Origin of the sequence: Haladaptatus caseinilyticus, from assembly GCF_026248685.1 — an archaeon.
GTDB classification, from domain to species: Archaea; Halobacteriota; Halobacteria; order Halobacteriales; family Haladaptataceae; genus Haladaptatus; species Haladaptatus caseinilyticus.
On the sequence record NZ_CP111036.1, the window covers coordinates 2302654 to 2327779 of the forward strand.

The window sequence follows — 25126 nt, forward strand, 5'->3', positions numbered from 1 at the left end:
ATTTGTGATAAACGCGTCGCTTCACGCGCGAAACCGCGAAAATTAAGGGGTAGACTGGTGTTGTCTGCTACTTTTTCGTCGCGGAAACGGCCGACGTAACGAGGTCCTTCGCCTCGGCGACCAGTCCGTCCACGTCCTCGCTCTCGGCGTAAATTCTGACGTACGGTTCCGTTCCACTGGGTCGAACGAGGACCCACGAACCGTCAGCAAGCTCAGCCCGAACGCCGTGTTCGGTCTGCACGTTCGCTTCCGGAAATCGTTCGGGAACGGTCGTTTTCAACCGTTCCATCGTCCCGACCTTCGCGGCGTCGGGACAGTCGATGCTTACCTTTCGGTACGGTCGCTCGCTCACCTCGGCCCTGAGCGCCTCGATACCGCCGGCGTCGCCGACGAGTCGGGCGAGAACCGCTGCGCTTGCGACACCGTCGATCCATCCGCCGAACTGGGTGTGGATGTGCTTCCACGGTTCGGCGGCGAAGACGACTTCGGTATCGTCGCTACCGTCCTCGAGTGCCGATGCGATACCCTCGTGAAGCGCGCCGAGGCGTACGCGCTCGACGCGTCCACCTGCATCCCGAACGCGTTCATCGATCCTCGCGGAGGCGTTCGGCGTCGTCACGACGACTGGGTCGATGGCGTCGCTTTCCCTCGTGTAATGCTCCGCGAGGACGGCGACGACCGTATCCTCGTGGACGATATCGCCGTCACCGTTGACGAGAACGAGTCGGTCCGCGTCGCCGTCGTGGGCGAGTCCGAAGGCGAAATCCCCGTCCGCGGTAAACGAGCGCAGGTCCGTCAACGTCTCCGGCGTCGGCTTGCTCGGCCGACCGGGGAAATGTCCATCCACGTTCGCGTTGAGCGTAACGACTCGTGCACCGAGTGCCCGAAGAACTTGCGGAGTTGCGACGCTCCCCATTCCGTTTCCACAGTCCACCGCGATGCGAACTCCATCGAGGGGTGCGCCGTACTCTCTGGCGTATTCGATGACTGCATCCCGATAGCTGTCGAGGACATCCACGTGCGTACTGTCGCCCCACTCGTCCCACGGGAGGGGCGGCGTTTCGTCTTCGACACCCGCATCGACTCCCCGCTCGGCGTCACGGTCGTACTCCTGTCCGTCGTCGAACAGTTTGATACCGTTGTCAGTTGGTGGGTTGTGACTCGCTGTGAGCATGACGCCGTTTCGCCCCTGTGAAGCGAACGCCAAAGTGGGGGTCGGAAGTTGTCCCGCCCGGCGAACGTCCGCACCGGCGCTCTCCAGTCCAGCCTCCATCGCCGCGGCGAGTGCGGCACCAGTTTCGCGCCCATCGCGGGCAACTACGAACGTTTCGCCCGGTCCGCCCGCGGACCGCCCGACAGCGAGCGCGAGTTCGGGCGTCACGCGCGAGACGACGTTGCCGCGGATTCCCGCGGTTCCGAACAGGTTCATACGAGGGGATTTGCTCGCGGCTACTTAGGTCCCCTCGATTTTCATCTCCCGCTCCAGTAACGATATGCATCCCTCCGTCGTAGTGGTTGACATGAACGTACCAAAGCTGACGACGCCACGGGGAGTGTTCGACTATATTCTCGGACTTATCATCGTTCTCGCTGCTCTCGCCGGGTTGTACATCGTCGCGGTTGCCGCTGGCGTCATCGCTCCGTGGTTTTGAAACCATAAAACCGGGACATCGGCCAGTTGGTCGCAGTAGCGGGTTACAGTTCGACGCCGCTCGGGATGAGACTGTGCTGTCGGAGAAGATTTCCTTCGCGGTTATAGACGAGGAACGTGCTCTTGTCGTACTCGACTTCGTGGTCGCCGTTGATGGCGATATCGACGTGATATCGGCCATCCGATTCGTCGGTTTCGTCCCCGTACGCGCGGGCAGCTCGGATGAATTTCAGCACGTTCTCGGCATCCTGGTTGAGTTCGAGGATGAAATCCCCGGTCGTCCGGTCCGTCACGCTCACCACGCCCGTCGCGTCGGCGTCGTCCAGGCTGGCCTGTAAACGGAACGTTACGTCCGTTTCGTCCGCTTCGAGTAGTTCTCCATCGAGACCTGTGAGGCGCTCGCGGAGCGTCGATGACGGCCCCTCGAAATCGATGATTACCGTCGGCTTACGGGGTGTTCCGTCCGTATCAACCCAATCGATATTTTCGACGTCCAGTGTGAAGTAGTCGCGCCTCATTCCGTACGCTCGCCTACGTTCTCGCGTCTCATGAACGTAACGCCATGCGACGGTACGGCACGTGACCATTTCCCGAACGGTTGCACTGCAAACTGACGACTGATGAACCAATATCGATAGTACCGGTACTCGGCCATCGTTTTAAGTACTCCCGCTCCGATGACCGTGACGAAACAAACGTATCACTTTACCGATGATGAAAAATCAATTGCCTTCTCCGGGAACGTCGTATAGCGGACACTGAGATAACATGTCCGAAATGGAGATTATGGGACTAATCGAGCGCGTCCGAGAGTTCCGGCGAACGATTCGCCGTGCCGCCGAGATGATTCAGGGTTCGACGCTGTCGGTTGGCGAGTACAGCCCCGATGTACACGGGTCGCTGATCACGTACACCGGGGTACCGGGCTATCAGGAAATTGACCGTTACTGGGTGAACGCACCGTTCGCGTTCGTTTCGATCAACCACGACCCACAAGCCAACGAGAACCTGTATTACGTGGTCGAACCGGAGTTGAACGAGTTCGAGGCTGAACTACTCGACCGGCTCTTTTCGGATTTGCGCGAATCGCTCATCTATCGTCGGGAGATGGGCGGTAAGACGGCTGAGGGCGTTCTTCGCGACGAGCTCCGCGAACTTCTAGCGGTGTACGGTGTCGAGGTCGGGGAAGCCACGTTTTACCGCCTCTTTTACTATCTCTTCCGCGCGTTTCGCGGATTCGGTAGACTCGACCCCCTCATGCACGATCCACATATCGAGGATATCTCCTGTGACGGGTATGACCTACCGCTGTTCGTCTATCACGACGAGTACAACGACATCGAATCGAACGTCGTCTACGCCGAGGGCGAACTCGACAGCCTGGTCGTTCGTCTCGCCCAACAGTCCGGACAGCACGTCAGCGTCGGCGAACCCGTCGTGGAGGCCACTCTGCCCGACGGCAGCCGTGCCGAACACGCGCTCGGCGAAGAGGTCACGCCGCGCGGGTCGGCGTTTACCATTCGAAAATACGCCGACGACCCGTTCACTCCCGTTGATTTGGTGAACAATGGCACGTTTTCGCTCGACCAGATGGCGTACCTCTGGTTGGCCATCGAAAACAACAAATCGCTCATTTTTGCGGGCGGGACTGCCTCCGGGAAGACCACCTCGATGAACGCGATTTCGATGTTCATTCCGCCACGTTCCAAGGTTCTTACCATCGAGGATACGCGGGAGTTGACCCTCTATCACGACAACTGGCTTTCGTCAGTGACCCGCGACAGATTGGACGACGGGGCAGATATCACGATGTATGACCTGCTTCGCTCCGCCCTTCGTCACCGGCCCGAATACATCGCGGTGGGTGAGGTTCGTGGACAGGAAGCGATGACGCTGTTTCAGGCGATGAACACCGGTCACACGACCTACTCCACGATGCACGCGGACAGCGTCCAGACCGTCATCAATCGCCTCGAAAACGAACCCATCAACGTACCGCGAGCAATGATTCAGTCGCTCGATATCCTCTCCATTCAGACGCTCACCTACGTCGATGAGGAGCGCGTTCGTCGAAACCGAACCCTCGCCGAAATCAACGGAATCGACCAGCGCACCGGCGACTTGGACTACTCGACCGCATTTTCGTGGGATGCCGCGACCGACACCGTCCACAACCGCGACAGCAACGTTCTCGTCGAAATTCAGGAAAATCACGGCTGGTCACGCTCCGAACTGCTCTCCGAACTGCGCGACAGAAAGCTCGTCCTCCAGTATCTCCGCGAGAACGACGTGACCGACTACCGCCGATTCACCGCGATGGTAAACGAGTATTACGCGGCCCCCCAACGAGTGGTCGAGAAAGTCGAACGGAACGTCGAGGGACGGGTTTCGGAGTTCGATTGATGGGACTGCTCAACTTCGTTCCGCTCGTTTTTGCACTGCTCTTGCTCGCACCCGTCGCGTCGTCACCCGTCAGTCGGACAGCATACCGGAGCGTCACCCGATTCTCGCTCAAGACGTTCGGAACCTACGTCCGGGAGAGCGGTCGGCGACGCTCGAAACGGTCGGAGATTCTACGGTCTGCTCACGTCGGCGAAACCTATCGGCTGTACGCGTCGAAGACATGGGTATATTCGGCACTGGCGGCGGTATCCGGAAGCATCATCGGCGTCTATCTCGTCGGATTGCTGTTGGCCGTACTTTCGGTATCTCCCGAAGCAGTTCGTGAATCGCTTCCCGCACGGTTAGCATTTCTCACGGATCTCTTCTCGGTTCCCCAACTGACGCTTGGGGAACTGTTCGTGTTGCTGTTGTTCAGCAGTGCGACGGTCGGTCTGCTCGGTGGCGTCACGACGTACTGGCTTCGCTGGGAAACGCCGTCTCACCGCGGCCGTGCCCGTGCCCGACAGATCGACGCGAGTCTCGCACGCACTGTCGCGTTTATCTACGCCCTCTCTCGGAGCGGAATGGCGTTTCCGGAAATCATGCGGACTTTGGCACGAAACCGGGACGTATACGGCGAAACCGCGGAAGAAATCGCGGTCGGCGTGAAAGCGATGGACCTGTTCGGCCTCGACATGCTGACTGCGATCCGACAGATGGCACGCCAGTCGCCGAGCGAGAAGTTCGAGGAGTTCGGCGACAACTTGGCGAGCGTTCTCCAAAGCGGCCAGAGCCTCCCATCCTATCTCCACGACCAGTACGAACGCTACCAAAAGGACGCGAAAGTCCAACAGGAGGCGTTTTTGGAACTGCTGGCGACGTTGGCGGAGGGGTACGTCTCCTTGTTCGTGGTCGGTCCGCTTCTCCTCATTACCATCCTCGTCGTCATCGGTCTGATGGGCGTTACGGACACACGTACGATTCTTCACGTGATGGCGTATCTGGTCATCCCGCTCGGTAACGCGGGGTTCGTCGTCTATCTGGACAGCATCACCGAATCGCTCCGTGTGGACAAAGAAACGAGGGAACTGCTCGACTCGACTCGGTTCGACGTTCGGCGGGCGAACGACCCGGATGCCGGGCGTGCCGTCAGCGACGGGGGAGTTTCGACCCCTAACGTCGAGCGGCTGAGGGCGTTTGACCGGTTCGAAGGCGTTCGAAACGCACTGTCCGACCCGTTTCGGGTCGTCCGCGAAAAGCCGGAGACCATCCTCTTCGTGACGATGCCGCTCGCAGTTCTCTCGGTACTCGTTCGCCTCGGATCCGATATCGCGACCGGAACGGTCACGCTTGCGTCCGCGGACGACGTGGTGGTACAGGCTGCCCTGTGTGTCTTGGCGACGTTCGCCGTCGTCCAGGAGAGGAATCGACGCCGACTGTCGGCGATCGAGGCCGCGATACCCGACCTGCTCGACCGACTCGCCAGCGTCAACGAGGCGGGGATGACCGTCGTCGAGAGCTTTCGCCGAGTCGCTGACAGCGACCACGGTGTGCTGAACGTGGAACTTCAACGCGTGTGGCGCGACATCGAATGGGGAACCGATACCGCGATTGCGCTCCGACGGTTCGAAAATCGAGTCGATACACCCACAGTTACGCGTGTCGTGACGCTCGTGACGAACGCGATGCACGCCAGCGGGGATGTCGGCCGCGTTCTCCGAATCGCGGCCGACGACGCACAGGCGTCCCGCCGACTGAAGCGACAACGCGCACAGGAGATGATGACGTATCTCATCATTATCTACCTCTCGTTCTTCGTCTTCCTCGTCATCATCGGGTCGTTGAACAGCATTCTCGTTCCCGCGCTGGAAAACCTCCCCGGAGCGAGCGCGCACGATGGGGCTTCGACGGGCGGGAGCCTCGGAGGTCTCGGCACCCTCGAATCGGTCGATATCGACGCCTACACGCTGGTGTTTTTCCACACCGCGTTGATGCAGGCCGTCTGCTCGGGATTCGTCGCGGGGAAAATGGGTGAAGGCAAGACGAGAGACGGAGCGAAACACGCGACGGCCATGCTCGCCATCGCATATCTAGTCTTTCTCCTGCTGCCGTAGGTCGGAGTTCGTTCCCGCAGGACATTTCCCTCCCGGCGCGAGAGTTCGGATATGGAGCCAAACAGGGGTGACGTGCAGGCCACCTACGATCGAATCGCGGCGCATTTCGCCAAAACGCGGGAGTACGCATGGCCCGAAGTCGAATCGTTCCTCCACGGACGGAACGCCGACACCGCGCTCGACCTCGGTTGTGGCAACGGACGGCACGCGGAACTGCTGACCTCGCACGCGGAGCGCGTCGTCGGCGCGGACGTGAGCGCGGGCTTGCTGGCGGAAGCCAGCGCCCGCGCTCGGGACCGGAACTTCGACGTCGAACTCGTCCAGTGTGATGCGGCACGGATTCCGCTATCAGCGAACAGTATCGACCTTGCGGTGTACGTCGCCACGCTTCACCACCTCCCGACTCGTGATGCACGCATCGATAGTTTGGACGAACTGGCGCGGGTACTCTCCCCCGACGGAACCGCACTGATCAGCGCGTGGAGCACGGCACACGATAAGTTCGATCAAGAGGATGCTTTCGACACGACAGTCGATTGGACGCTCCCGGGCGGCGAGACGGTTCCGAGATTCTACCACATCTACTCGCCCGAGGAGTTCCGCGAGGACGTCGCCGAAAGCGCGCTCGTTCCCGACGACGTGTCGATTTCGAGCGGCAACTGCTATGCCGTGGTTCGTGGACGGAAACAGTAACACCCTTAAACCGGGATGCACAATTCGGTAATGCGCACCGGTGGTCTAGTGGTAGGACCTGAGCCTTCCAAGCTCATGGCACGGGTTCAAGTCCCGTCCGGTGCATTTTCACTTCGAAGGAATCGGTGAGCGACTGGGTTTGCGCTACTTGTTTCTTTCTCGGACACATCTAGTCGCATCGATGGACGCTGACTCTATTTCGCCGGTCGGTTTCGTCGCGGCCCAACTGGCAATCGTCGTTGCGGTGATTCATCTGTCGTTGGGCGTCCTGAACTGGATTCGGTGGGCGCGTGCCGGATTCATCATTCCCCGTGACCTTCGATGGCCGGTATTCGTTCTGACAGGGTTGTTGATCGTTCTCGGCCTGTTTCTCGCCGCGGCAGGACGATACCGAAGGCCGCTGTACGCTGGCGGAATCGTTCTGATGGCCGGCTATATCTTCGGCTACTTCGCGTGGCATCTCACCGGTCACCGACCACTGCTTCTGTTCGGAGCAGGACACCTTCACCGTGGTCCACTCCTCCCGTTTTTGATCGACCATCTCTTCGCCGGACCGGTGGAATCGCTCGCACTCGCTTCGGAGTTCGCACTGCTCGTGCTGTTGGGCTACCTGCTGGTTACAGAATTAGGCTGAAAGAACGCCAGTACCGGTGAGCCGAACTCAATCCGCCTTTTTCGCTTTCACGGAGAAGGTGAACGGAACGTGTTCTTCCGCGTCAGGAACACGCCACCAACCGTCTTCGCCCTGTTCCATCGCGGGAAACTGCTGGTAGCAGGAGAACGGAAACTCGTGGACGAACTCGATTTTCAATCCCGCCGAAGCAAGCGCAGTCACGACTTCGCCGAGACCGTGTTGCCATTCCACTGCGGTCGTGTTCTCGATGTCCGCGTCCCAGTCCGCATAGGTTCCTTCCACTTCGTAGCGCGTCGCACCGTCCTCGAAGTATGAGTGCTCGATATTCGCGGTTCCGTCCGGTCGAAGGTCAGCGAAGGTCGTTCCAAGGGGGTGGATTTCCGCCATGTAGAACGTGCCGCCGGGAACGAGGGTTTCCTCGATTACGTCGGCCCAACTTTCGAGGTCGGGCAACCACGCAAGGACGCCGTAGGAGGTAAACACCACATCGAAGTCGCCATCGAGTTCGTCGGGCAGGTCATAGATGTTCGCTCGGACGAACTCGGCATCCAAGTCCGCTTCGTCGGCGAGTTCGCGGGCCATCTCGATGGCCGTCCCCGAAAAGTCAACCCCGGTTACGGTTGCTCCTTCGCGGGCCCACGACAGCGTGTCGAGTCCGAAATGGCACTGCAGGTGCAACAGGGATTGTCCACGTATTTCGCCCAGTTCATCCAGTTCCAGCGGTCGAAGGGTCGAACCGCCGTCGAGGAATCGTTCGATATCGTAGAATTCGGTGTCCGGGTGGTGTTCGGCGAGTTCGTCCCATCGGTTTCGATTCGTTCGTAGAAGGTCGTCGGTCGAAGCGATAGAGTCGTCTGACATACCGCTCTATCCGTTCGAGAGCGCAAAACCGTTCGGATACGAGCGGATGAGACGTGGCTTATGTCGGTACTACGGTGCCCGCGAAATCGATGCGGTTGTCGTACAGTACCGGTCAGTCTTGCCGACTTCGGTCAAACCGCATCGCTTCGAAACAACCACACTTACCTGATTCGATTCTCGAACGACGAAGCCCTCACCCCGTGCAAATACGCCTTCGTGATCCGTTCAACTGCCTCGGTTCCGAGTTCAAACCAAAACACGAGCGAGCCCACCAATCGTCCCCAAAACGAGTGGAATCGCGACCATCAGAGCGGTAACCCGCCCCATTTCGAGCGCCGGGACGAACGACCCATAATATACGAGCAGTCCTGCGAAGACGAGGAGTGAAAGGACGCCGAATCCAAACCCGGCGAGAATTCCACGCTTCCAGTTTTTCGTCGGGAGGCTGACCAGCGCGCCGCCGACCAGTAGACCGGCCCAATGCATCCAAGCGATGCCGAGACCGACGGCGACTGCGAAACCAACGGTAAGCGAGCGCAGGGTCGGGTCTGATCGAATGTCGTCGAACCGAATCATCGCTCGCCTCCGTGGAACGTGACCGCAACTTCGCCACGGATTTCGAGTGACATCGGTTTGTACTCCGTGTTCGCCCACGCTTCCAGTTGGTCACGGTAGTGGTCGGAGAAGTACTCTCCCGAGTTGCCACCCGGCAGAATCGCCTCCGAATCGCCACCCATTGGGCATATCATCCGCCAACTGCTGCCAACCGCGGACTCGACTCGATAGTTGTTTACTGTGTGACTTGCTCCGTCCGTCGGCAGTTCGGGATAGTTCAAAAACGACTGGTCGAACGGGTGAGTGATCGTACGGGTCGTGTTGTAATCGCCGAACGTGTCGTATCCTTCCTCGTCGATAGTCTCGATAGCGTTTCGAAGGGCACGAACCATCACCGCCTTCCTCCCGTCGCCGCCGAACCAGCGTTCCGCTTCGAGGTTTGCCAGCACCCAGTCGCGAGGGTAATAGTCCTCGTCCAATCCAGCACGTTTGAACTCGTCATCGAACGTTTCCTTCCGAAACGCGTCGAACCAGTGGACGAACAACAGAGCACCCCGGGAGTCGCGTTCCATGCGGTAGTTCCAATTCGACAGCGTCTCGATCGCCGACTGGAGGCCGTCCTTTCCCCGTGCCGAATCGAGGAGTTCCGGTACGAGCCGTTCAGCCCGCAAATCCCGCGTATCGTCCTGTATCTTCTTCATCGTCGCTACATCGATCGCTTCGGATTCGGCCGCTTGGTCCAACAGTTCGTAGATTCGCTTCCCTCGATACGGACTGGAGTAGCCTTCCGAGGGAAATCGGTCGTCCGTCACTCGCTGGTTTGCCGTGGCCAACACGTCCGGGTTGACGACATGCGGTTTCTCCTCGAAGGGAACGAAGCCGTTCCACGACGAGACGCCGAACGGTTCGAACCCTTTCCATTCGCCCTCCCCGGCGGACCCGTCGAAGATTCGATTCCCTCGGACCTCCTCGCCGTCCGCCATCCGCCGCGGAATCCGCCCCGTGACGTAGTAGAGCGTGTTCCCCGACTCGTCCGCATACACGAGGTTCTGCGTCGGCAGGTCGAACTGCCGCGTCGCGGACAGGACGTCTTGCATCCCTCCACTCCCGCTGTACCGATGAATCGCCAGTGTCGTTTCGGTCGCAGTGTGACCAGTCCACGAGACACCGACACGATGACCCTCGCGTTCCAGCATCGGCCCGTGAACCGTCTTCCGAACAGTTACCGACCGACTTTCGCCATCCGCAACCTCGATTTCACGCCGTTCGGTGTCGAAATCGCGCCATTCGCCCTCGTATCGATACCGGTCGCCATCCGTCTCGTACCGATAGAAGTCGATGACGTCCGCGCCGGTGTTCGTAAATCCCCACGCCCCGGCGTGATTCCGGCCGATGACGACGAACGGAACGCCTGGGAACGTAACCCCGCGAACGCGCGTCTCGCCGACTTCGAGGTTCATCTCGTACCAAACCGGCGGGGCCATCAGGCTGAGATGCGGGTCGTTCGCTACGATCGGCTGGCCGCTTTTCGTGTGCTTGCCGGAGACGACCCAACTGTTCGACCCGATTCCATGGTCGCGCTCGAACTCGCCCAGCCAATCGAGAAGCGCGGTACCGACCGAATCCACCGCCGGGTCCTCGGCGGTAGTGCCGTCGAGCGACACTCCCTCGTTTGGCGAGTCCTCGTTATCGCTCCCATCGTTTCGGATGATGGGTGAATCGTGGTCGAGCCGTGCGGGATAGAGGTCCTCGGCCGCTTCCCGCCCGAGCATTTTGGCGACCTTTGCCCGCCGTAGCGTCAGAAAACTCCCCGTCAGATTCCACGAGATCTGTTTCTCCATCAGCATCGTGTCCGCGGGGTTCCACGGGTCGGGTTCGTACTCCAGCAGGGAGAATTCGAGCGGAAGCGGTTCGTTCTCGATGTAATCGTTAACGCCGTCCGAAAAGGCACGCACGAGAGCGCCAGTGTCGGTGTTCGCGACGTGGTTCCAGGTCGCTTCCGCCGCGCCCGCGAAGTCCATCTGAACGTGGAACTCATCGGTCGAAATCGCTGCTTCGCCGACGACGGCCGCGACTTCGCCCCGCATCAACCGGCGCTGAAGGTCGAGTTGAAAGAGCCGATCCCGGGCCTGTGCATATCCGACCGCAAAATAGAGGGCTTCCTCGCTGTCCGCCGTGATGTTCGGAACGCCGTCCGCGTCGTACCGAAGTTTTGCGGAGCCATAGGGACTTTCGACGCGGGAGTCGGGTCGGTCCGTCGCCCCGTCCCATGCCGCCCCACTCAGGGGAGCGAACCGTCGAAGATAGCTCCGAACCGGCGAAAGTGCGCTCCCGGCGACGGTTCCGCCGAGAATCGCACCGACGAGCGCCCGCCGCGTGGTATCCGTGTCCATGTATCGAACTGTGAGCGAGCCGATATAAATGACCGTATACCGGTCGAGACGAGTCGTGCTCGGCTTTTCATTTCCACGGATTCGTCACGAGATCGGTTTGTACGTCACTGCCGACTTCGATCCGGCAATCCGTCCTCGCCCGTGCGATACAGAGCAGGACGTATCCGCCCTGCTCGAACTCGCGTTTCAGTCCTCGTGGCGGTCGTGCGTGTTCGATTTCCCCCTCGATCATTCGGCCGGTGCACGTCGCACACGCGCCGGTTCGACAGCCAAAGGGGAGGCCGACTCCGGCCCGTTCCGCGGCATCGAGAACCGACTCATCCTCGGTTCCGTGGACGGTTTCCGTTCGCCCATCACGCCACCGGAGTTCGATTCTATGGCGATCCCTCACTGCCACACGTCGCTCGTGCAGTCGCCGTCCGGCCACCTGATTTCGTGTGCACGAGCCGGGCCGTTCGGCATCTCGCCGAAATCGACCAGGAAATCCTCATCCAACGTCATCGTCCCTTTTCGAGGGTTCACGTCGGCCTTGAGCATCACGGAACCGCGTTCCGCTTCCTCCGGATAGAACTGATTGTCCCACGTCGAGAACAGCGAAGTCGTCCAGTACAGTCGCTCGCCGTCGATGGACAGCTGAAGCATCTGTGGCCCGGCGATGACCGGTCGGTCGTCTTCACCCGTCGGATGTCGCGGGCCGAAGAGGCCACCAGCCCAGAGTTGGTCCGCGAGACGCGGGTTCGCCGGGTCGCTCACGTCGTACATACGAACGTCGCCGTGGAGCCAGTTCGAGAAGAACAGGTAGCGGTCGTCCATCGAAACGAGGAGGTCGGTGATGAGGCCCGGGACGGGCATGTCCCAGTCCTCGTGTTCGCGCGGTTCTACGTCGATCACCTTCTCCGCGAACCACTCCTTTTCGCGCTCGTAGAAGTGGAAGACGTTCGAGGACAACGCCGCACCGACGTAGCCGTGCACCGCTTCGGGACTGTGCAGGAATCGTACTTCCAGTGGAATCATACCTTCCTCGCCCAAATCGAGCGTCTGTTCGACCGTCCGGTCCGTCCAGTCCCAGACGTGGAGTTTGTGGCCGTAGTTTCCTGCTTCCACGTCGTCCAAGCCGAAGCCTGGATAGTAGGTTTTCGGTGCGGCCCACTCCGAGGAAACCATCACGTTGTGCCGAGGTTGATACCAGAAGTCGTAGTTCATCTCGATTTCGCCCGGCGGGTCCCAGCGTCCTTCGATTTCGAAATCGTCGTTCAGTTCGAGGAAGCCACCCGGTAGGTCGCCGTCCTTGTTCCCAAGCATGGAAACGAGAATCTCGCCATCCGGAATGCAGTGGACCGTGTGCGGAGCAGAAAGGTCGTACTCGTACACTTCCTCCGGTTCGATGACCTTCACGATTTCCGGGCTCTCCCGGTCTTTCGTATCGATGATGTGCAATCGGGACGACCGCTGGCCCGGAACGACGAGATGCCGCCGCTCCAAACCTTCGACGTGACAGGACGACGAACAGGCGTTCCAGCCGAAGTGGTGTAGCTCGTCGCCTTTGTTCGGCATCTCCACCCTGTCGATGACTTCACAGTACGTGTTCGAATCCGGGTTGATATCCACGACCGACAGAAAGTCCGGCGCGTCGACGTCGGTGCCGACGTACAGCGATGGTACGTACGCGATTTGCTCGCGCTCGGCCTGCTCGATGGCGGCCTGCGGCGTCGCATAGCCCGGCCCCTCTACGTCGTGGTGTTCGTGCTGTTCGTGCGCTTCGCTTTCGGATGATTCGGTATCGCTCATGCTCCCTTCCCCCAGAATTGGGGTACGATATCGAAGGGTGTGATGCGGCGGGTTGCGGCAATAATTGCCTCAAAAAGGGTGTCGAGCGAGTCACCTCCTCGGGTAGCTACCGCTACAGGCGAAATCTTCAGTATCCACAGAAATGAAGCAGAATCGAAGTCAGTTGTGGCTTACTCGTACAGCCACTCGGCGTCGATCTTCTCGTAATCGACCAGTTCGCCCTCGTCGAAGAACAGGTCGATTTCGCGCTCGTTCGCGCCCTCGTCCTCGTGATCCGAACCGTGGATAACGTTCCGGCCGAGGTCGAGTCCGAAGTCGCCACGGATGGTGCCCGGGGCGGATTCGGCGGGGTCGGTTTCGCCCATCATGCGGCGAACCTGCTGTGTCGCGTCCTGTCCCTCCCAAACCATCGCGAAGACGGGTCCGGAGGTGATGAACTCGACGAGGCCGTCGAAGAACGGCTTGCCCTCGTGTTCACCGTAGTGGTCGTGGGCGAGTTCCTCGCTTATCTGCATGAACTTGCCGCCGACCATCTTCAGACCGCGGTCCTCGAATCGGGAGACGATCTCACCGATGAGGCCGCGCTGAACGCCGTCGGGCTTGACCATTACGAACGTTCGCTCGCTCATTCGTTCCCACTCTCTGCTTGGCCATCCGCCGTCCATTCGAGGTCGCGTGGTTCGCGACCGAGGTCGGCGTTCTTCTCACATTTGCTGGAGCAGTAGTGGATGGTCGATCCGTCCGTGCGGACGAACATCGTTCCCGTTCCGGGTTCGATGTCGTCGCCGCAGTAGTCACACTCTCGCGTTTGTGGCATTATTGTCCTCCGATGGAGTCTGCCTCGCGTGCGGTCTCGCGCAGCTGCAGCACGTCGCCCTCTCGGACGGGGCCGAGACAGTTGCGCGTAATGATACGCCCTTGATTCTCTCCCTCGCGGATGCGGCATTTGACCTGCATGGCCTCGCCGTGCATCCCCGTCTTACCGACGATTTCGATGACCTCGGCGGAGGTGGAGTCCTCCTGTCCGGTCTCTTCAGCACTCATCGTCTACCACCTCACCGAAGTTCCTCGACCTTCGAGGCGATGTCGTCCACGTCGTCGCTGGCTTCGCCAGCGTCCACGATGGCGGCGGCGGCGCTGCCGACTTCGAGGCCAGCCGCGTGACCGACATCGTCCTGCGTCTCGACGAAGATGAAGGGGATTCCCTTCTCGTCGGCGAGTTCTGGCAGGTGCATGACGATTTCTTCCGGCTGGACGTCTTCGGCGACGTAGATGAGGTCGGCGTTACCGCGCTCGACAGCCTTGGTCGTCTCGTTCGTTCCTTTCTTTACGGTTCCGGTGTCCCGTGCGACCTCGAGCGTATCGAGTGCTCGGTCTTGGAGGTCGGCTGGGACGTCGTAGTTGACGTATACTGGCATGGTTGTTCACCTTTCCTACGCGCTGGCTCAGGCTCCCCTGCCGGATGAATCCTGTGCGGCTAGGAGCATCATCAACCCCGCGTAGGTTGTACCCTTGAGTTGATGATGCCCCCATAAAAACGCTTTCAAATGAATGACGGAGTGACACGCTTGCACATGCGGTCGTGGCGGCGATTTCGGAGGATTATTACTCCGCGGCGAAACCGTTCGACCGCTCGACACGGAATCGACCGTAAAAAAGCGCGACCTGATACGCACCACCGGAGAATGCGTGGTCTCCGAGTCGGCCTTCTTCCATGAGTCATACTCGTTCGACTCGGTCGTCGGAACGAAAGACTGGGCCAGCCATACCCAGAACGATGTCACTACTGACAAGGACTTCAATTCATGTGCTGAAACACAAAATACGGTACGAAACCTCTCAGACGAATCCGAATGAGGGTTTTGAGGATTCGGTACGTATTCGTACTGGAATCATGAGTGGGGGAAACGTCGGAGAGGAGCACGAACCGCATCACCACCCGGCACCCGAAGACTGGCCGCGGGGGTTCGGTGAAGCGTCGTGGTGGCCGTTCGTTTCGGCGTTCGGTGTCGCAGGGCTGTACGTCGGTGCGGGACTGTACGTTTTGAGCCACGGCGGAAACGACTACGTCTCGCCGTTGTCGAGTGCGGCCGTCTTCGTCGCCGGGACGGTAGTTTTCCTCATCGGTCTGTACGGCTGGCTGTATCACGGGTTCGTGGACCGCTACTGGAGTTACGAGGGGGCGGGCGGGACGAAACTTCGCTGGGCGATGGTGCTGTTCCTCATCACGGAGGTTGCAACCTTCGGCGCGGGCTTCGTCTACTACTTTTTCATCCGTGCAGGAACGTGGCCGCCGACCGGTCAAACGATTCCACCGTTAGTGAACTCGCTCGTACTCATCAACACACTCATCCTCGTTACGAGCAGTGTCACGCTTCACTTTTCACACGTCGCGCTCCACCGAGGCAAACGGCGGCAGTTCGTCGGTTTGCTGACTCTGACAGTCGTCTTGTCCATCGTCTTCATCGGCGGTCAAGCGTTCGAATATTACGAGTACATCACTCACGAGGGGTTCACGCTTACCTCGGGCGTTTTCGGGAGCGCGTTCTTCGGCCTGACCGGCCTTCACGGCCTTCACGTCTCGCTCGGAATCGTTCTCATGACGATTCTGCTCGGTCGCGCCCTCATCGGGCAGTACAACGCCGACCGAGACACCTCCATCAGCACCGTTTCGATGTATTGGCACTTCGTAGACGCGGTTTGGATCTTCCTTGTCGTGTCCATCTACGCCGGGGCATCGCTTTCTGGCTGAGTTCGGAGTTTTGACACCATCACAAAGCATTTATTCAATGATGTACACAGTGGATTTGGCGAGGTCCCCGCATCAGCGCGAGCGGGTTGGCGCCATCACCTAACCCCACCTCGCCTCTCTGCTCCTGACCTTACGATACGAGCGAAGAGAAACATCCTTGCACTGGTCGGGCAAAGCGACAGTATGGACGTCTCGTCAGTGGCGACAGCTCTGTACGACGAGGCTCGACAGTCGAACGAGCGACGGGTTCTCGTCCTCGCCGGTGACCGCGACGCGGGATATGGCCTTGTTGAGACCGTACTCGATGCGACAGGTATTCCACCACGGAAGACGGTGCAGATCGGCCCACGGCGTTTGCTCGACTGCGAACGGGTGTCGCAGAACCGTGCTGGCAGTTTGCTCGGGACGACCCACGAAGCGCTCGTCTTCGACGCCCACGACGAACTCCAACCGAATGCACTGGGACGGGTCGTCGGTGCGGTGAATGGTGGCGGTCTGTTCGTCTTACTGACACCGTCCCTCGATTCGTGGGCGAACCGACGCGACGAGTTCGATAGGATGCTCGCGGTCGAACCGTTCGACGTAGAAGACGTCTCAGGACATTTCCGGGCGCGCTTCGTCGCAACGCTCCGTTCTCACCGGGGGGTTGCCATCGTAGATGTGGATACCGAAACCGTCCAAGCGGACGGATTGACCCACCCCGCACCGAGAATTGGGGCTCCGGCATGCTCGGCCCCCGACCGAAATCAGGACGACACTTCCGCCGCTCGAAAGCCACGGGATTTCCCCGCTGTTGCCTACGACGCGTGTCTCACCAAGGACCAGCGGTCGGCAGTAAACGCGCTCGAATCGCTCCGTAAGTCGAATCGGGCAGTCGTGGTGCAGGCCGACCGTGGACGTGGCAAATCGAGTGCTGGAGGAATAGCGGTTGGGTGTCTCGTCGCCACAGGCGACGACGTGCTCGTAACTGCACGGAACTATCGGAACGCCCGCGAGGTGTTCGTCCGTGCAAGAGCAGTGCTGGACGAACTGGACGAACTCGCCACCACCGATCACGACCCACTGACGCGAATCGAATCGAAAACGGGTGGCGTCGTCCGATTCGAGAAACCAACAACGGCAGTCGAGGAGGAAGCCGACGTAGTAATCGTGGACGAGGCCGCTTCGCTCTCCGTCGGTCTATTGGAGCAGTTTCTCGATTTCCCGCGTGTCGCCTTCACGACGACCGTTCACGGCTACGAAGGTGCGGGACGCGGCTTCTCAGTTCGCTTCCGCGACCGACTCGCCGGAAGCGACCACGAGGTTACCGACGTGAACATGACCGAACCGATTCGATACGCGCCGGGTGACCCCGTGGAAGTGTGGGCGTTTCGGGCGCTCGCACTCGATGCCCGTCCCGCGGTTGATCCGCTCGTGGAGGATGCAGTACCCGACGAGACGGAGTATCGACGGATCGATGCGGCGGATCTGCTCGCCGACGAGAACTTGCTTCGAGAAACGTTCGGGTTGCTCGTTTTGGCACACTACCGAACTGAACCGGCAGACCTCGCCCGCCTGCTCGATGCACCGAACGTCGAAGTACGGGCGCTCTGCTGGGATGGCTACGTCGTCAGCGTCGCCCTACTTGCTCGCGAAGGGAACCTCCCTCCCGACCTGCGCGAGCGGATGTACGACGGCAAGCGAGTGAAGGGTAACATGCTCCCCGACGTGCTCACGACGCAACTTCGGGATTTCGAGGCAGCGGTTCCAAATGGCCTGCGAGTCATGCGAATAGCCACGCACCATGCCGTTCGCTCGACGGGATTAGGGTCACGACTCCTCCGTGAAATTCGTCGGGAGTTCTCGCACCTCGATTGGTTAGGGACGGGATTCGGTGCGACGCCCGAACTGATCCGATTTTGGCAACGGAACGGGTATCGGACGGTTCAGCTTTCGACCACACGAAACGACGCGAGCGGTGAGTATTCCGCACTCATGCTCGACCCGCTTTCCGACGCAGGTTACGACCTGTACGACCGCCATGCCCGGGGCTTCTCGAAACGAATCGCGTCGGTGCTCTCGGATGCATTGGCCGATATGGACTCCGATGTGGTACGGGCGGCACTCCGATCGACCGAGTCCGAAATATCACTCTCGCTTTCGGACTGGGAATGGCGACTGGTTGCGGCGAGTGCGTTCGGCCCCGGACATTTTAACCACGATCCTGCTCCGTTTCGGCGCGTGGTCATCAAACATCTCATCGACCCCGAAAACGCTAACACCGACGTACTCACACCACGGCAGGAGCGTCTGTTGGTTCGAAAAGTGCTACAAGCGCGTGAGTGGGTTGACGTCGCCGACGAACTCGGTTTTCATTCGACGGGCGAAGCGATGCGTGCGCTGGGCAAAAGCTTTCGACCCCTCGTAGAGCAATACGGAAGCGAGTCCGCACAAGAAGAACGACGACGATACACTGACTAATCCAGGCGTGTGTCGCGATTCGTCGTTTTCGGATTCCTTGTAATCACGTACCTGCTCATGGTCTTGTGTGCTCGCCGTAGTCGTTTCGAGAGAGCTTGTGGCGTTATATCGAGCTCTTCCGCCAGTTCGGTGAGGTTCGCTTTTCGAGGGACGTCGAAATAGCCCGCATCGAGTGCAACCATCAGCGCGATTCGCTGTTTCGACGTCAACATGAACTGTCCATCCACCGTCGGCGCTTCGGGTGCGTACAACCGTTTCAGTTCGACCGATACGTTTCGATCGTTCAGGTTGGTCTGGAGCGTCGAGAGGTTTTCCGGACAGTCAAACCTGATTTGGAAATCCCACCCCTGTCGAACGGCCGTTCCACTGAGGATAACCGGGTCGGCTTTTAGCACCTGCTCGATGGTCGATTCCGTCTTCTCCGACCACCGAACGCTATAGAGCGACCCACCATCTAACTCGCTGAGTTTCGTCACTGTCGTGATGGTCGGATCGTCCTGTAACGCTCGGTGAACCGCCGTGCTTTCACTACCCACTGCCCAGATGTAGGGCATGATTCGACTTGCGGGTTGCACTACCATGCGTTCCAGTTCGACGATCAGTCCGGGAATCGATTCGAACGTGTCCGAAAGCCCAACCTCGTCCGTCGGAATCGTTAGCTCGGCGATTATGGTCATCTTGTCACGAACCCTCCAGTCCGGGCGAACCCCGGGGACATTCAGTTTTCGTCGGGTTTCACGAGAACCCGACCACTACTGAAAACCACTACTTCACACCCACAGTACGTAAATCTAATCCGCCCATCGCTCCGCGGCGTGCCGCTGTAACTATCGGAGAACAATTCGTTTAACGCATCGACATCGATGCGCTCGTGAAGCGGTGTCATCTCGGTCATCGTCATGTCGGTCGCGTCTCTAACCGCAGTGACGACGCCGTCGGTGACGTTTCGTTCACCGTCCATTTCGTAGGCGTATTCGGCGTGTTCCATCATCTCATTCGTGTCCATGAGCAACGAAGTTTCCCAACCGCCCTGAAGCACGGGGTTATTCTCGAAACCAGTTTAAAACACATCGAACCGTGATGCCGAATAGACTCGAACCCGTACTGCTGATCGATGGAGTGTACTGAAGACGACTGTACGAACGAGGCGGGGGTCCGTCTCCACATTCCGTGAACCGACGATCGAGTCGTCTGCACCGGCCATGCACGAGTGTTGGCCCGACAGGATGGCATCGTCGCCGAACCGTTAGAGGACGTGGACTGGCAGTAGCGAGAAACGGGAGTACGATTCGTTTGTCCCATCGAAATGATAGTCGGTGGGGGACGATGGCTGTCGTTCTCCGGCGTCCACCGGAGAACGACGAGCGGAGCGAGTCGTGAACGATTGCGGGCGTGGAAACGATATACTTCGGCCCTCGATACCGGTCGGTCGGTCAGTATTCATCGTTGGAACAAGCTCGCAGACCCAGTCTCGATGGCCACTCGGAAGAAAAGACATTCGACGAACCGACAGCGACGTCCGCTCAGTCGTGCGTGAAGTAGGTCACTGTTTCGTCGGCATCGTGACTATCGACTCGCGCGAATCCGACGCGCTCGAACTGCACGATGTCGTCCACGCTCGTGTCGGCGAAGTCGGGTTCCGCAAATCCGGTGTCGTCGCCGTCCATGGTTCGCATTCGAACCGTGACGTTTTCGGCAGCGGGCACCCAGTGAATCACATCTACGCCGTCGTCACGGACGGCACTGATGTCGTCGCCCGTGTACTGGAGAGCGTCGCGAGTGTGCTGGAAACAACCGAGTCCCTTCAGCCAGATTCGGTCGCCGTGGTCAGGAATGTCTCCGGATTCGATCCGAACTGCCCCGTCCACCGGAATGGTCCGCGTACCTCTGTCCTCGTGGTCCGGGTGCACCGGCGGTTCGGCAACCGAGGGAAACTCGCCGATGAGTGGATATTCGACACCGTCGCGGACGAAGAAGAATCGCGGAGCATCGTCGTCTACCAATTTACGGTTGTTGGCGTAGATGGTGCTCATCGCCAAATCGACGTTACTCGTGGAGGTGCCGAGTCGAACCATTGCATCCGTGATCGCCTCGCCACGGATTCCACGGCGACGGACGCTCTGGAGCGTGGGTGCGCGAGGGTCGTCCCAACCGTCGAGTTCGCCTTTTTCGATCAGTTCACCGATGGTCGAGGTGGACATCTTGATGTCGTACTCGTCAACCTGCACGTGACCCCAGTGGATGACTTCGGGATACTCCCAGCCGAAGTAGTCGTAGAGGAACTGCTGGCGCTTTGCGGAGTCCTGTAAGTCGATACCCCGGATGATGTGCGTGATACCTTTGCGGTGGTCATCGATACCGGACTGGAAGTCGAGCAGGGGCCAACATCGGTACTGCTCGGCCTCCTCTCGCGGATGCGGCGTGTCTATCATTCGGAAGGCGACCCAGTCACGCAGGGCGGGGTTTTTGTGCTCGATGTCCGTCTTCACGCGAAGTACCATCTCGCCCGATTCGTACTCCCCGGCGACCATGTCCTCGAACTCGGCCATCGTCGTCTCGATATCCTTGTCGCGGTGTGGGCACGGTTTGGCGTCGTTTTTCAGGTTCGAGAACTCTTCGCCGGAACAGGAGCAGGTGTACGCGCCGCCCTTCTCGATGAGGTCGTGAGCGTGGTCGTAGTAGATTTCGAGGCGGTCCGATGCCTTCATCACCTCGTCCGGTTCGAAGCCGAGATACTCGACATCGTCCAAGATGTCGTCATAAGCGTCCATGTCGGGGCGCTTCGTCTCGGGGTCGGTGTCGTCGAACCGGACCAGCATCCATCCGTCATAGAGGTCTTTGTACGTCCCGATGACGGCGGGCATTCGTCCGTGACCCATATGCCACGGACCGTTCGGATTCGGCGCACAGCGCATCCGTATCTGCTCGTACTCCTCGGCGTTCGGGAGGTCCGGAAGTACTTGGTCGTCCTCCTCGTCCTCGGCGTCGAGTTCCTCGACGAGGTCGGCATCCAATTCAGCGAGACGTTCGCGCTTTCCCTCGGTATCCAACTGATTCACCTGCGCGACTGCCTTTCCGGCGACGCCCGGAACCTCGTTTCCGTGCTCCCGGAACTCGGGATTTTCGCCCATCAGCGATCCCATGATGGCACCGACATCCGCGTCGCTTTCGTGTTTCAGCGCGTTGAACAGCGCGTGTTTCTCCGCCTCGATTTCGACTCGAGCGCGCAAGTCGTCGTCCATTGGCGAATGTTTTGAGGGTCGAGGTGAAAAATCTCGCTCTTCCGAACCGACTCGCTCGTCGGGAAGCGTCGATACGAACGTGGAAAAAGAACTGCGAATCGTCTCATTTCCCGCTAGAAACTCGTCTAGCTGCTGGCCGTCGCGTCACCGCCATCCCCACCGCTCGCGTCGTTTGTGTCCTGGTTATTGTTATCACAGTCTCCGTGAGGGCAGATGATCTTGTTTTGGTCGTCCGGCCCGTTTCCGGCATTATCCTCTACAGTGCCACCGTCCCCGCCGTCACCGCCGCGAGCGACGTTCTTGTCGCCACCTTTCTTGTCAGGAATGTCCTTGTCGTCGGAATCACAGTGTTTGTTCTTGTCCTTGTTGTAATCGTTACATCCCGGATGGTCACTGGTCGCCGCGACCGATGTTACGCCGACACTCGTGATGAGTGCCGCGACAGTTGCCACTACCAGTAGGTATCGTAGTGTCTTTTTCATAGTTCTCCGTGGACAGCTCGTTTTCCGAACTATCCAACGGTGTTGGCAACCGAGTTGTACTTTAACCCAGCCCATTGTTAATGGGGTTTTGTCCTCTCCGAACAGTCCAATATGGCGATAGAATAGTTCTTGATTGGATTTGTCATCGAAATTGGGGGTGAAAATCCAGTACGAAAACCCGATCATCACCCCACATATGTGATAGTACGACACAGCGTGATTGTCGTCGAAATTCACACTTTCTTGAACCGTTTCGGACCCGTTGCAAGAATAAACTGGACGTTGGACCTTCACTACTACCCCACATCAGCTGATATTTTCCTAGCGTGTACGAGTACGTCCCTGCGATACTGGTCACGATACTACTCGGCCTCGTCGGGCGTTCCGGTGGTGGAAGCGATTCGGAGCAACAACGCGGCGGGTTCCGATAGTCACGGATACACCGTCGATAAAGCGAACGAGACCAACTACTCTCGCATCAACGACGAGGAAGGAACACTCCCGCTCCCGACCGACGTGACTTAGAAAGGACTGTTTCAATCGGTGAACGTTGCCGAACGAATCGAGTGGTATCGTCATCTCGAATCGGAATCGAAAGTCATCGAGGACGGCATGCCACACCGTGAGCTATCCATGTGAAGAGGGTGTCGGAGCACGAATCGAGCGAAGACGAGTCGTCTTCGCTCGGTGGAAAAATCGTCAGCAGTTCGCGGATCAGTAGCCGCGCTCGATGAGGTAGTCCGCGATCTCTTCGAGCAGATACCGCGACTCGTTGTCCGGAAGGACGTTGAGGCGGTCTTTGCCTCGTTGAACGAGTTCTTGTGCTTTCTCTCGCGCGTAGTCGATGCTTCCGGCGTCTTCGAGTTCCGCGACCGCCGCGTCGATTTCGGCCTCGGTCACTTCGCCGACATCGTCGGTTTCGACCAGGCCGTCAACGTCCACGCCTTGATTGCGGGCGTGAAGCGTGATGATGGTTTGTTTGTTTTCGACGAGGTCGCTTCCGCGTTGTTTGCCGAGTTTCTCGCTCGGCACCGTGAGGTCGAGCACATCGTCCTGAATCTGGAAGGCTCGGCCGACGTCGATGCCGTACTGATAGAGTTCTTCGACTACTTCGTCATCGGCGCCGAGGAGCACCGCCGGAACTTTCGCCGCCGCCCCGTAGAGGACGGCGGTTTTGTTCTCGATCATCTCCAGGTACTCCTCCGGGAGTACGTCAGGTCGTTCTTCGAACGCCACGTCGAGTGCCTGTCCCTCACAGATTTTCGTACAGGTGGATGCGAGCACGTCGAGGGCGCCCACGCAGCGTTCCGGCGCGGCGTCCGTATCCAGCATGATTTCGAACGCCTTCGAGTAGAGCGTATCGCCAGCCAGAATCGCCGTTTCGGTGTCGTAGGCCTGGTGGACGGCCGGGACGCCTCGGCGCAGATCGTCGTCGTCCATGATGTCGTCGTGGATCAGCGTGAACGACTGGATGACTTCGATGCTTACCGCGGCGGCCATGATGTCCATCTCGGAGCCATCGAGGGCCGGAAACTTGCGGTAGGCTTCCGACATGGGTTCGACATCGGCCAGCGCATCAGCGACCAACAACAGCACAGTCGGTCGGAGTCGTTTCCCACCCGCGTCGAGCAGGTATCGCGATGCCTCGTACAGCCGTTCGGGCTCGACGATTGGGAGGTCCTCCTCGATGGCGTCGTTGACCAACTCGCGTCGCTGTTCGACCGTCTGCATGACGAGTTCTTCGCGTGATTCCGTGCTCGCGTCAGTCATATCAATCGACAAGCTGGATGAGGTTGCCGTTTCGTGTCGCGTGGAGATCTCGGCCAAGGCGATACCCTTGACTCTCACAGAGATCCACGTACGGCGCGTAGCCCTTCATGTTCTGGTGGGCCGGAATGACGTTCTGTGGTTGGAGCGCGTCGAGCATCTCGTAGTGACCTTCCTCGCGGAGGTGGCCGGAAACGTGAACGTCGTCGAAAATCCGCGCGCCCTGCATCTTCAGGAGCCGCTCGGACTGGTAGCGCTGTCCCTCGTTCGTCGGCTCCGGAATGACGCGTGCCGAGAAGACGACCTTGTCGCCGTCCTCCAACTGGTACGGCGTCTCGCCGCGACCCATTCGGGTCAGCATGGCGCGTGGCTCCCCTTGGTGGCCGGTGACGATGGGCAGGTAGTTCTCCTTCCCCTCCTTCATGATGCGTTTGAACGTCCGATCGACCGACTTCCGGTGGCCGAACATACCCATATCTTCGGGGAAGTCCACGAAGTTCAGGCGTTCCGCGGTACCGGAGTATTTCTCCATCGAACGTCCGAGCAGGACGGGGGTTCGACCGATGTCGTCCGCGAACTCGACGAGGCTCTTCACACGGGCGATGTGGCTGGAGAACGTCGTGGCCACGATACCGCCGTCGTAGTCCTGAATGCTGTACAGCACGTCTTTCAGGTGACGGCGAGCGACTGCTTCGCTCGGCGTACGTCCTTTTCGACCCGCGTTCGTACAGTCCTCGATGTAAGCGAGGACGCCGTTACCTTCGCGTCCGATTTCACGGAACCGCTTCATATCGATGGGGTCGCCGAGAACCGGCGAGTGGTCCATCCGTTTGTCGAGGCCGTAGACGATTGCCCCCTCTGGGGTGTGAACCACGGGGTTGATAGCGTCGATGATGGAGTGTGTGACGTTGACGAACTCGAGTTCGACCTCGTCGCTCAACTGCATCGTTTCGCCAGCTTCCATCTTCATGAGGTCGTTTTCGACCCCGAACTTCTCCTCGCCCTGAATCTGCTGTTTCACCAGTTCGATGGTGAACGGCGAGGCGACGATGGGTGCGTTGTATCGGTGGGCCAACTTACTGATGGCACCGATATGGTCCAAGTGACCGTGTGTCGGGACGATCGCCTTCACGTCGCCTTCGAGGTCGGACATGACCCGGTCGTCCGGGATCGCGCCCATGTCGATGAGGTCGAGGCTGTGTAGTTTTTCGGTCTCAACGTTGTCGTGAAGCAGCACCTTCGACAGGTTCAGTCCCATGTCGAAGATGACGACGTCGTCTCCCGCGCGCACGGCAGTCATCTGCCGTCCAACTTCTTCGTATCCGCCAATGGTTGCAATTTCGATTTCCATA

Annotated in this window: 25 protein-coding genes and 1 tRNA gene; 9 read left to right on the forward strand and 17 right to left on the reverse strand. The window is 59.4% G+C overall.

Going from position 1 to position 25126, the window contains the following annotated elements; all coding sequences use genetic code 11:
• Positions 1 to 67: 67 nt before the first annotated feature.
• A complete protein-coding gene (locus OOF89_RS12390; protein ID WP_266076581.1) occupies positions 68 to 1429 on the reverse strand; it encodes a phosphohexomutase domain-containing protein in 1362 nt (453 codons plus the stop codon).
• 91 nt (positions 1430 to 1520) lie between these two features.
• On the opposite strand from OOF89_RS12390, the gene OOF89_RS12395 reads away from it, so the two are divergent.
• Positions 1521 to 1652, forward strand: a complete 132-nt coding sequence (locus tag OOF89_RS12395) for a hypothetical protein (RefSeq protein ID WP_266076583.1) — start codon at positions 1521 to 1523, stop codon at positions 1650 to 1652.
• Between the two features lie 43 nt (positions 1653 to 1695).
• On the opposite strand, the gene OOF89_RS12400 is transcribed toward OOF89_RS12395, so the two are convergent.
• Complete coding sequence (locus OOF89_RS12400; protein ID WP_266076585.1) at positions 1696 to 2169, reverse strand: DUF5793 family protein; 474 nt, start codon at positions 2167 to 2169, stop codon at positions 1696 to 1698.
• A gap of 250 nt (positions 2170 to 2419) precedes the next feature.
• On the opposite strand from OOF89_RS12400, the gene OOF89_RS12405 reads away from it, so the two are divergent.
• The 5 genes from OOF89_RS12405 to OOF89_RS12425 all read left to right on the forward strand — a co-directional run bounded on the left by OOF89_RS12405 (position 2420) and on the right by OOF89_RS12425 (position 7474).
• Entirely contained in the window at positions 2420 to 4054 is a 1635-nt protein-coding gene (locus tag OOF89_RS12405; protein WP_266076587.1) for a type II/IV secretion system ATPase subunit, read from the forward strand.
• Positions 4054 to 6147, forward strand: a complete 2094-nt coding sequence (locus tag OOF89_RS12410; RefSeq protein WP_266076590.1) for a type II secretion system F family protein — start codon at positions 4054 to 4056, stop codon at positions 6145 to 6147. Before OOF89_RS12405 ends, OOF89_RS12410 begins: the two co-directional genes overlap by 1 nt.
• 51 nt (positions 6148 to 6198) lie before the next feature.
• Positions 6199 to 6840 (forward strand): class I SAM-dependent methyltransferase, encoded by a 642-nt coding sequence (locus tag OOF89_RS12415; RefSeq protein WP_266076593.1) that lies wholly within the window; start codon positions 6199 to 6201, stop codon positions 6838 to 6840.
• Between the two features lie 34 nt (positions 6841 to 6874).
• Positions 6875 to 6945, forward strand: a tRNA-Gly gene (locus OOF89_RS12420).
• A 76-nt stretch (positions 6946 to 7021) separates the two neighbouring features.
• Entirely contained in the window at positions 7022 to 7474 is a 453-nt protein-coding gene (locus tag OOF89_RS12425) for a hypothetical protein (protein ID WP_266076596.1), read from the forward strand.
• A gap of 27 nt (positions 7475 to 7501) precedes the next feature.
• Here OOF89_RS12425 and OOF89_RS12430 read toward each other — a convergent pair whose 3' ends face one another.
• The 9 genes from OOF89_RS12430 to rpl7ae all read right to left on the reverse strand — a co-directional run bounded on the left by OOF89_RS12430 (position 7502) and on the right by rpl7ae (position 14489).
• Positions 7502 to 8335 (reverse strand): class I SAM-dependent methyltransferase, encoded by an 834-nt coding sequence (locus OOF89_RS12430; protein WP_266076599.1) that lies wholly within the window; start codon positions 8333 to 8335, stop codon positions 7502 to 7504.
• A 246-nt stretch (positions 8336 to 8581) separates the two neighbouring features.
• Positions 8582 to 8911, reverse strand: coding sequence for a hypothetical protein (locus tag OOF89_RS12435; protein ID WP_266076602.1), 330 nt, complete (start codon positions 8909 to 8911; stop codon positions 8582 to 8584).
• Entirely contained in the window at positions 8908 to 11283 is a 2376-nt protein-coding gene (locus OOF89_RS12440) for a penicillin acylase family protein (protein WP_266076604.1), read from the reverse strand. The genes OOF89_RS12435 and OOF89_RS12440 overlap by 4 nt, the downstream gene beginning before the upstream one ends.
• A gap of 67 nt (positions 11284 to 11350) precedes the next feature.
• Entirely contained in the window at positions 11351 to 11674 is a 324-nt protein-coding gene (locus tag OOF89_RS12445; RefSeq protein ID WP_266076607.1) for a 2Fe-2S iron-sulfur cluster-binding protein, read from the reverse strand.
• Positions 11671 to 13071 (reverse strand): selenium-binding protein SBP56-related protein, encoded by a 1401-nt coding sequence (locus tag OOF89_RS12450; RefSeq protein ID WP_266076609.1) that lies wholly within the window; start codon positions 13069 to 13071, stop codon positions 11671 to 11673. Before OOF89_RS12450 ends, OOF89_RS12445 begins: the two co-directional genes overlap by 4 nt.
• A gap of 170 nt (positions 13072 to 13241) precedes the next feature.
• On the reverse strand, positions 13242 to 13700 hold the full coding sequence (gene ndk / locus OOF89_RS12455) for a nucleoside-diphosphate kinase (RefSeq protein ID WP_266076611.1): 459 nt from the start codon (positions 13698 to 13700) through the stop codon (positions 13242 to 13244).
• Positions 13697 to 13888 carry a 50S ribosomal protein L24e gene (locus tag OOF89_RS12460; RefSeq protein WP_266076613.1) on the reverse strand — a complete coding sequence of 64 codons (192 nt, stop codon included), beginning with the start codon at positions 13886 to 13888 and terminating at the stop codon, positions 13697 to 13699. The genes ndk and OOF89_RS12460 overlap by 4 nt, the downstream gene beginning before the upstream one ends.
• Positions 13888 to 14115, reverse strand: coding sequence for a 30S ribosomal protein S28e (locus OOF89_RS12465; RefSeq protein WP_049970866.1), 228 nt, complete (start codon positions 14113 to 14115; stop codon positions 13888 to 13890). The genes OOF89_RS12460 and OOF89_RS12465 overlap by 1 nt, the downstream gene beginning before the upstream one ends.
• An 11-nt stretch (positions 14116 to 14126) precedes the next feature.
• Positions 14127 to 14489: a 50S ribosomal protein L7Ae gene (gene rpl7ae, locus OOF89_RS12470; protein WP_266076616.1), complete on the reverse strand. Its 363-nt coding sequence runs from the start codon at positions 14487 to 14489 to the stop codon at positions 14127 to 14129.
• A 476-nt stretch (positions 14490 to 14965) separates the two neighbouring features.
• Between rpl7ae and OOF89_RS12475 the strand changes: the two genes are divergently transcribed.
• Positions 14966 to 15823 (forward strand): cytochrome c oxidase subunit 3, encoded by an 858-nt coding sequence (locus tag OOF89_RS12475; RefSeq protein ID WP_266076619.1) that lies wholly within the window; start codon positions 14966 to 14968, stop codon positions 15821 to 15823.
• Between the two features lie 183 nt (positions 15824 to 16006).
• Positions 16007 to 18283, forward strand: coding sequence for a tRNA(Met) cytidine acetyltransferase TmcA (gene tmcA, locus OOF89_RS12480; RefSeq protein WP_266076622.1), 2277 nt, complete (start codon positions 16007 to 16009; stop codon positions 18281 to 18283).
• On the opposite strand, the gene OOF89_RS12485 is transcribed toward tmcA, so the two are convergent.
• The 4 genes from OOF89_RS12485 to OOF89_RS12500 all read right to left on the reverse strand — a co-directional run bounded on the left by OOF89_RS12485 (position 18280) and on the right by OOF89_RS12500 (position 21977).
• Complete coding sequence (locus OOF89_RS12485) at positions 18280 to 18960, reverse strand: helix-turn-helix domain-containing protein (protein ID WP_266076624.1); 681 nt, start codon at positions 18958 to 18960, stop codon at positions 18280 to 18282. The two genes, tmcA and OOF89_RS12485, sit on opposite strands and share 4 nt — an antisense overlap.
• A 41-nt stretch (positions 18961 to 19001) precedes the next feature.
• Complete coding sequence (locus OOF89_RS12490) at positions 19002 to 19289, reverse strand: HalOD1 output domain-containing protein (protein WP_266076627.1); 288 nt, start codon at positions 19287 to 19289, stop codon at positions 19002 to 19004.
• Between the two features lie 517 nt (positions 19290 to 19806).
• On the reverse strand, positions 19807 to 21525 hold the full coding sequence (locus OOF89_RS12495) for a glutamate--tRNA ligase (protein WP_266076629.1): 1719 nt from the start codon (positions 21523 to 21525) through the stop codon (positions 19807 to 19809).
• 125 nt (positions 21526 to 21650) lie between these two features.
• Positions 21651 to 21977 (reverse strand): hypothetical protein, encoded by a 327-nt coding sequence (locus OOF89_RS12500; RefSeq protein ID WP_266076631.1) that lies wholly within the window; start codon positions 21975 to 21977, stop codon positions 21651 to 21653.
• A 420-nt stretch (positions 21978 to 22397) separates the two neighbouring features.
• Between OOF89_RS12500 and OOF89_RS12505 the strand changes: the two genes are divergently transcribed.
• Entirely contained in the window at positions 22398 to 22532 is a 135-nt protein-coding gene (locus OOF89_RS12505) for a hypothetical protein (RefSeq protein ID WP_266076633.1), read from the forward strand.
• A 189-nt stretch (positions 22533 to 22721) separates the two neighbouring features.
• On the opposite strand, the gene idsA3 is transcribed toward OOF89_RS12505, so the two are convergent.
• Together idsA3 and OOF89_RS12515 are read right to left on the reverse strand one after the other, a co-directional pair.
• The gene (gene idsA3 / locus OOF89_RS12510) at positions 22722 to 23777 is read right to left on the reverse strand and encodes a geranylfarnesyl diphosphate synthase (protein WP_266076634.1); all 1056 of its coding nucleotides are present in this window, start codon (positions 23775 to 23777) and stop codon (positions 22722 to 22724) included.
• 1 nt (position 23778) lies between these two features.
• Entirely contained in the window at positions 23779 to 25125 is a 1347-nt protein-coding gene (locus OOF89_RS12515; RefSeq protein WP_266076635.1) for a ribonuclease J, read from the reverse strand.
• Position 25126: the final 1 nt, after the last annotated feature.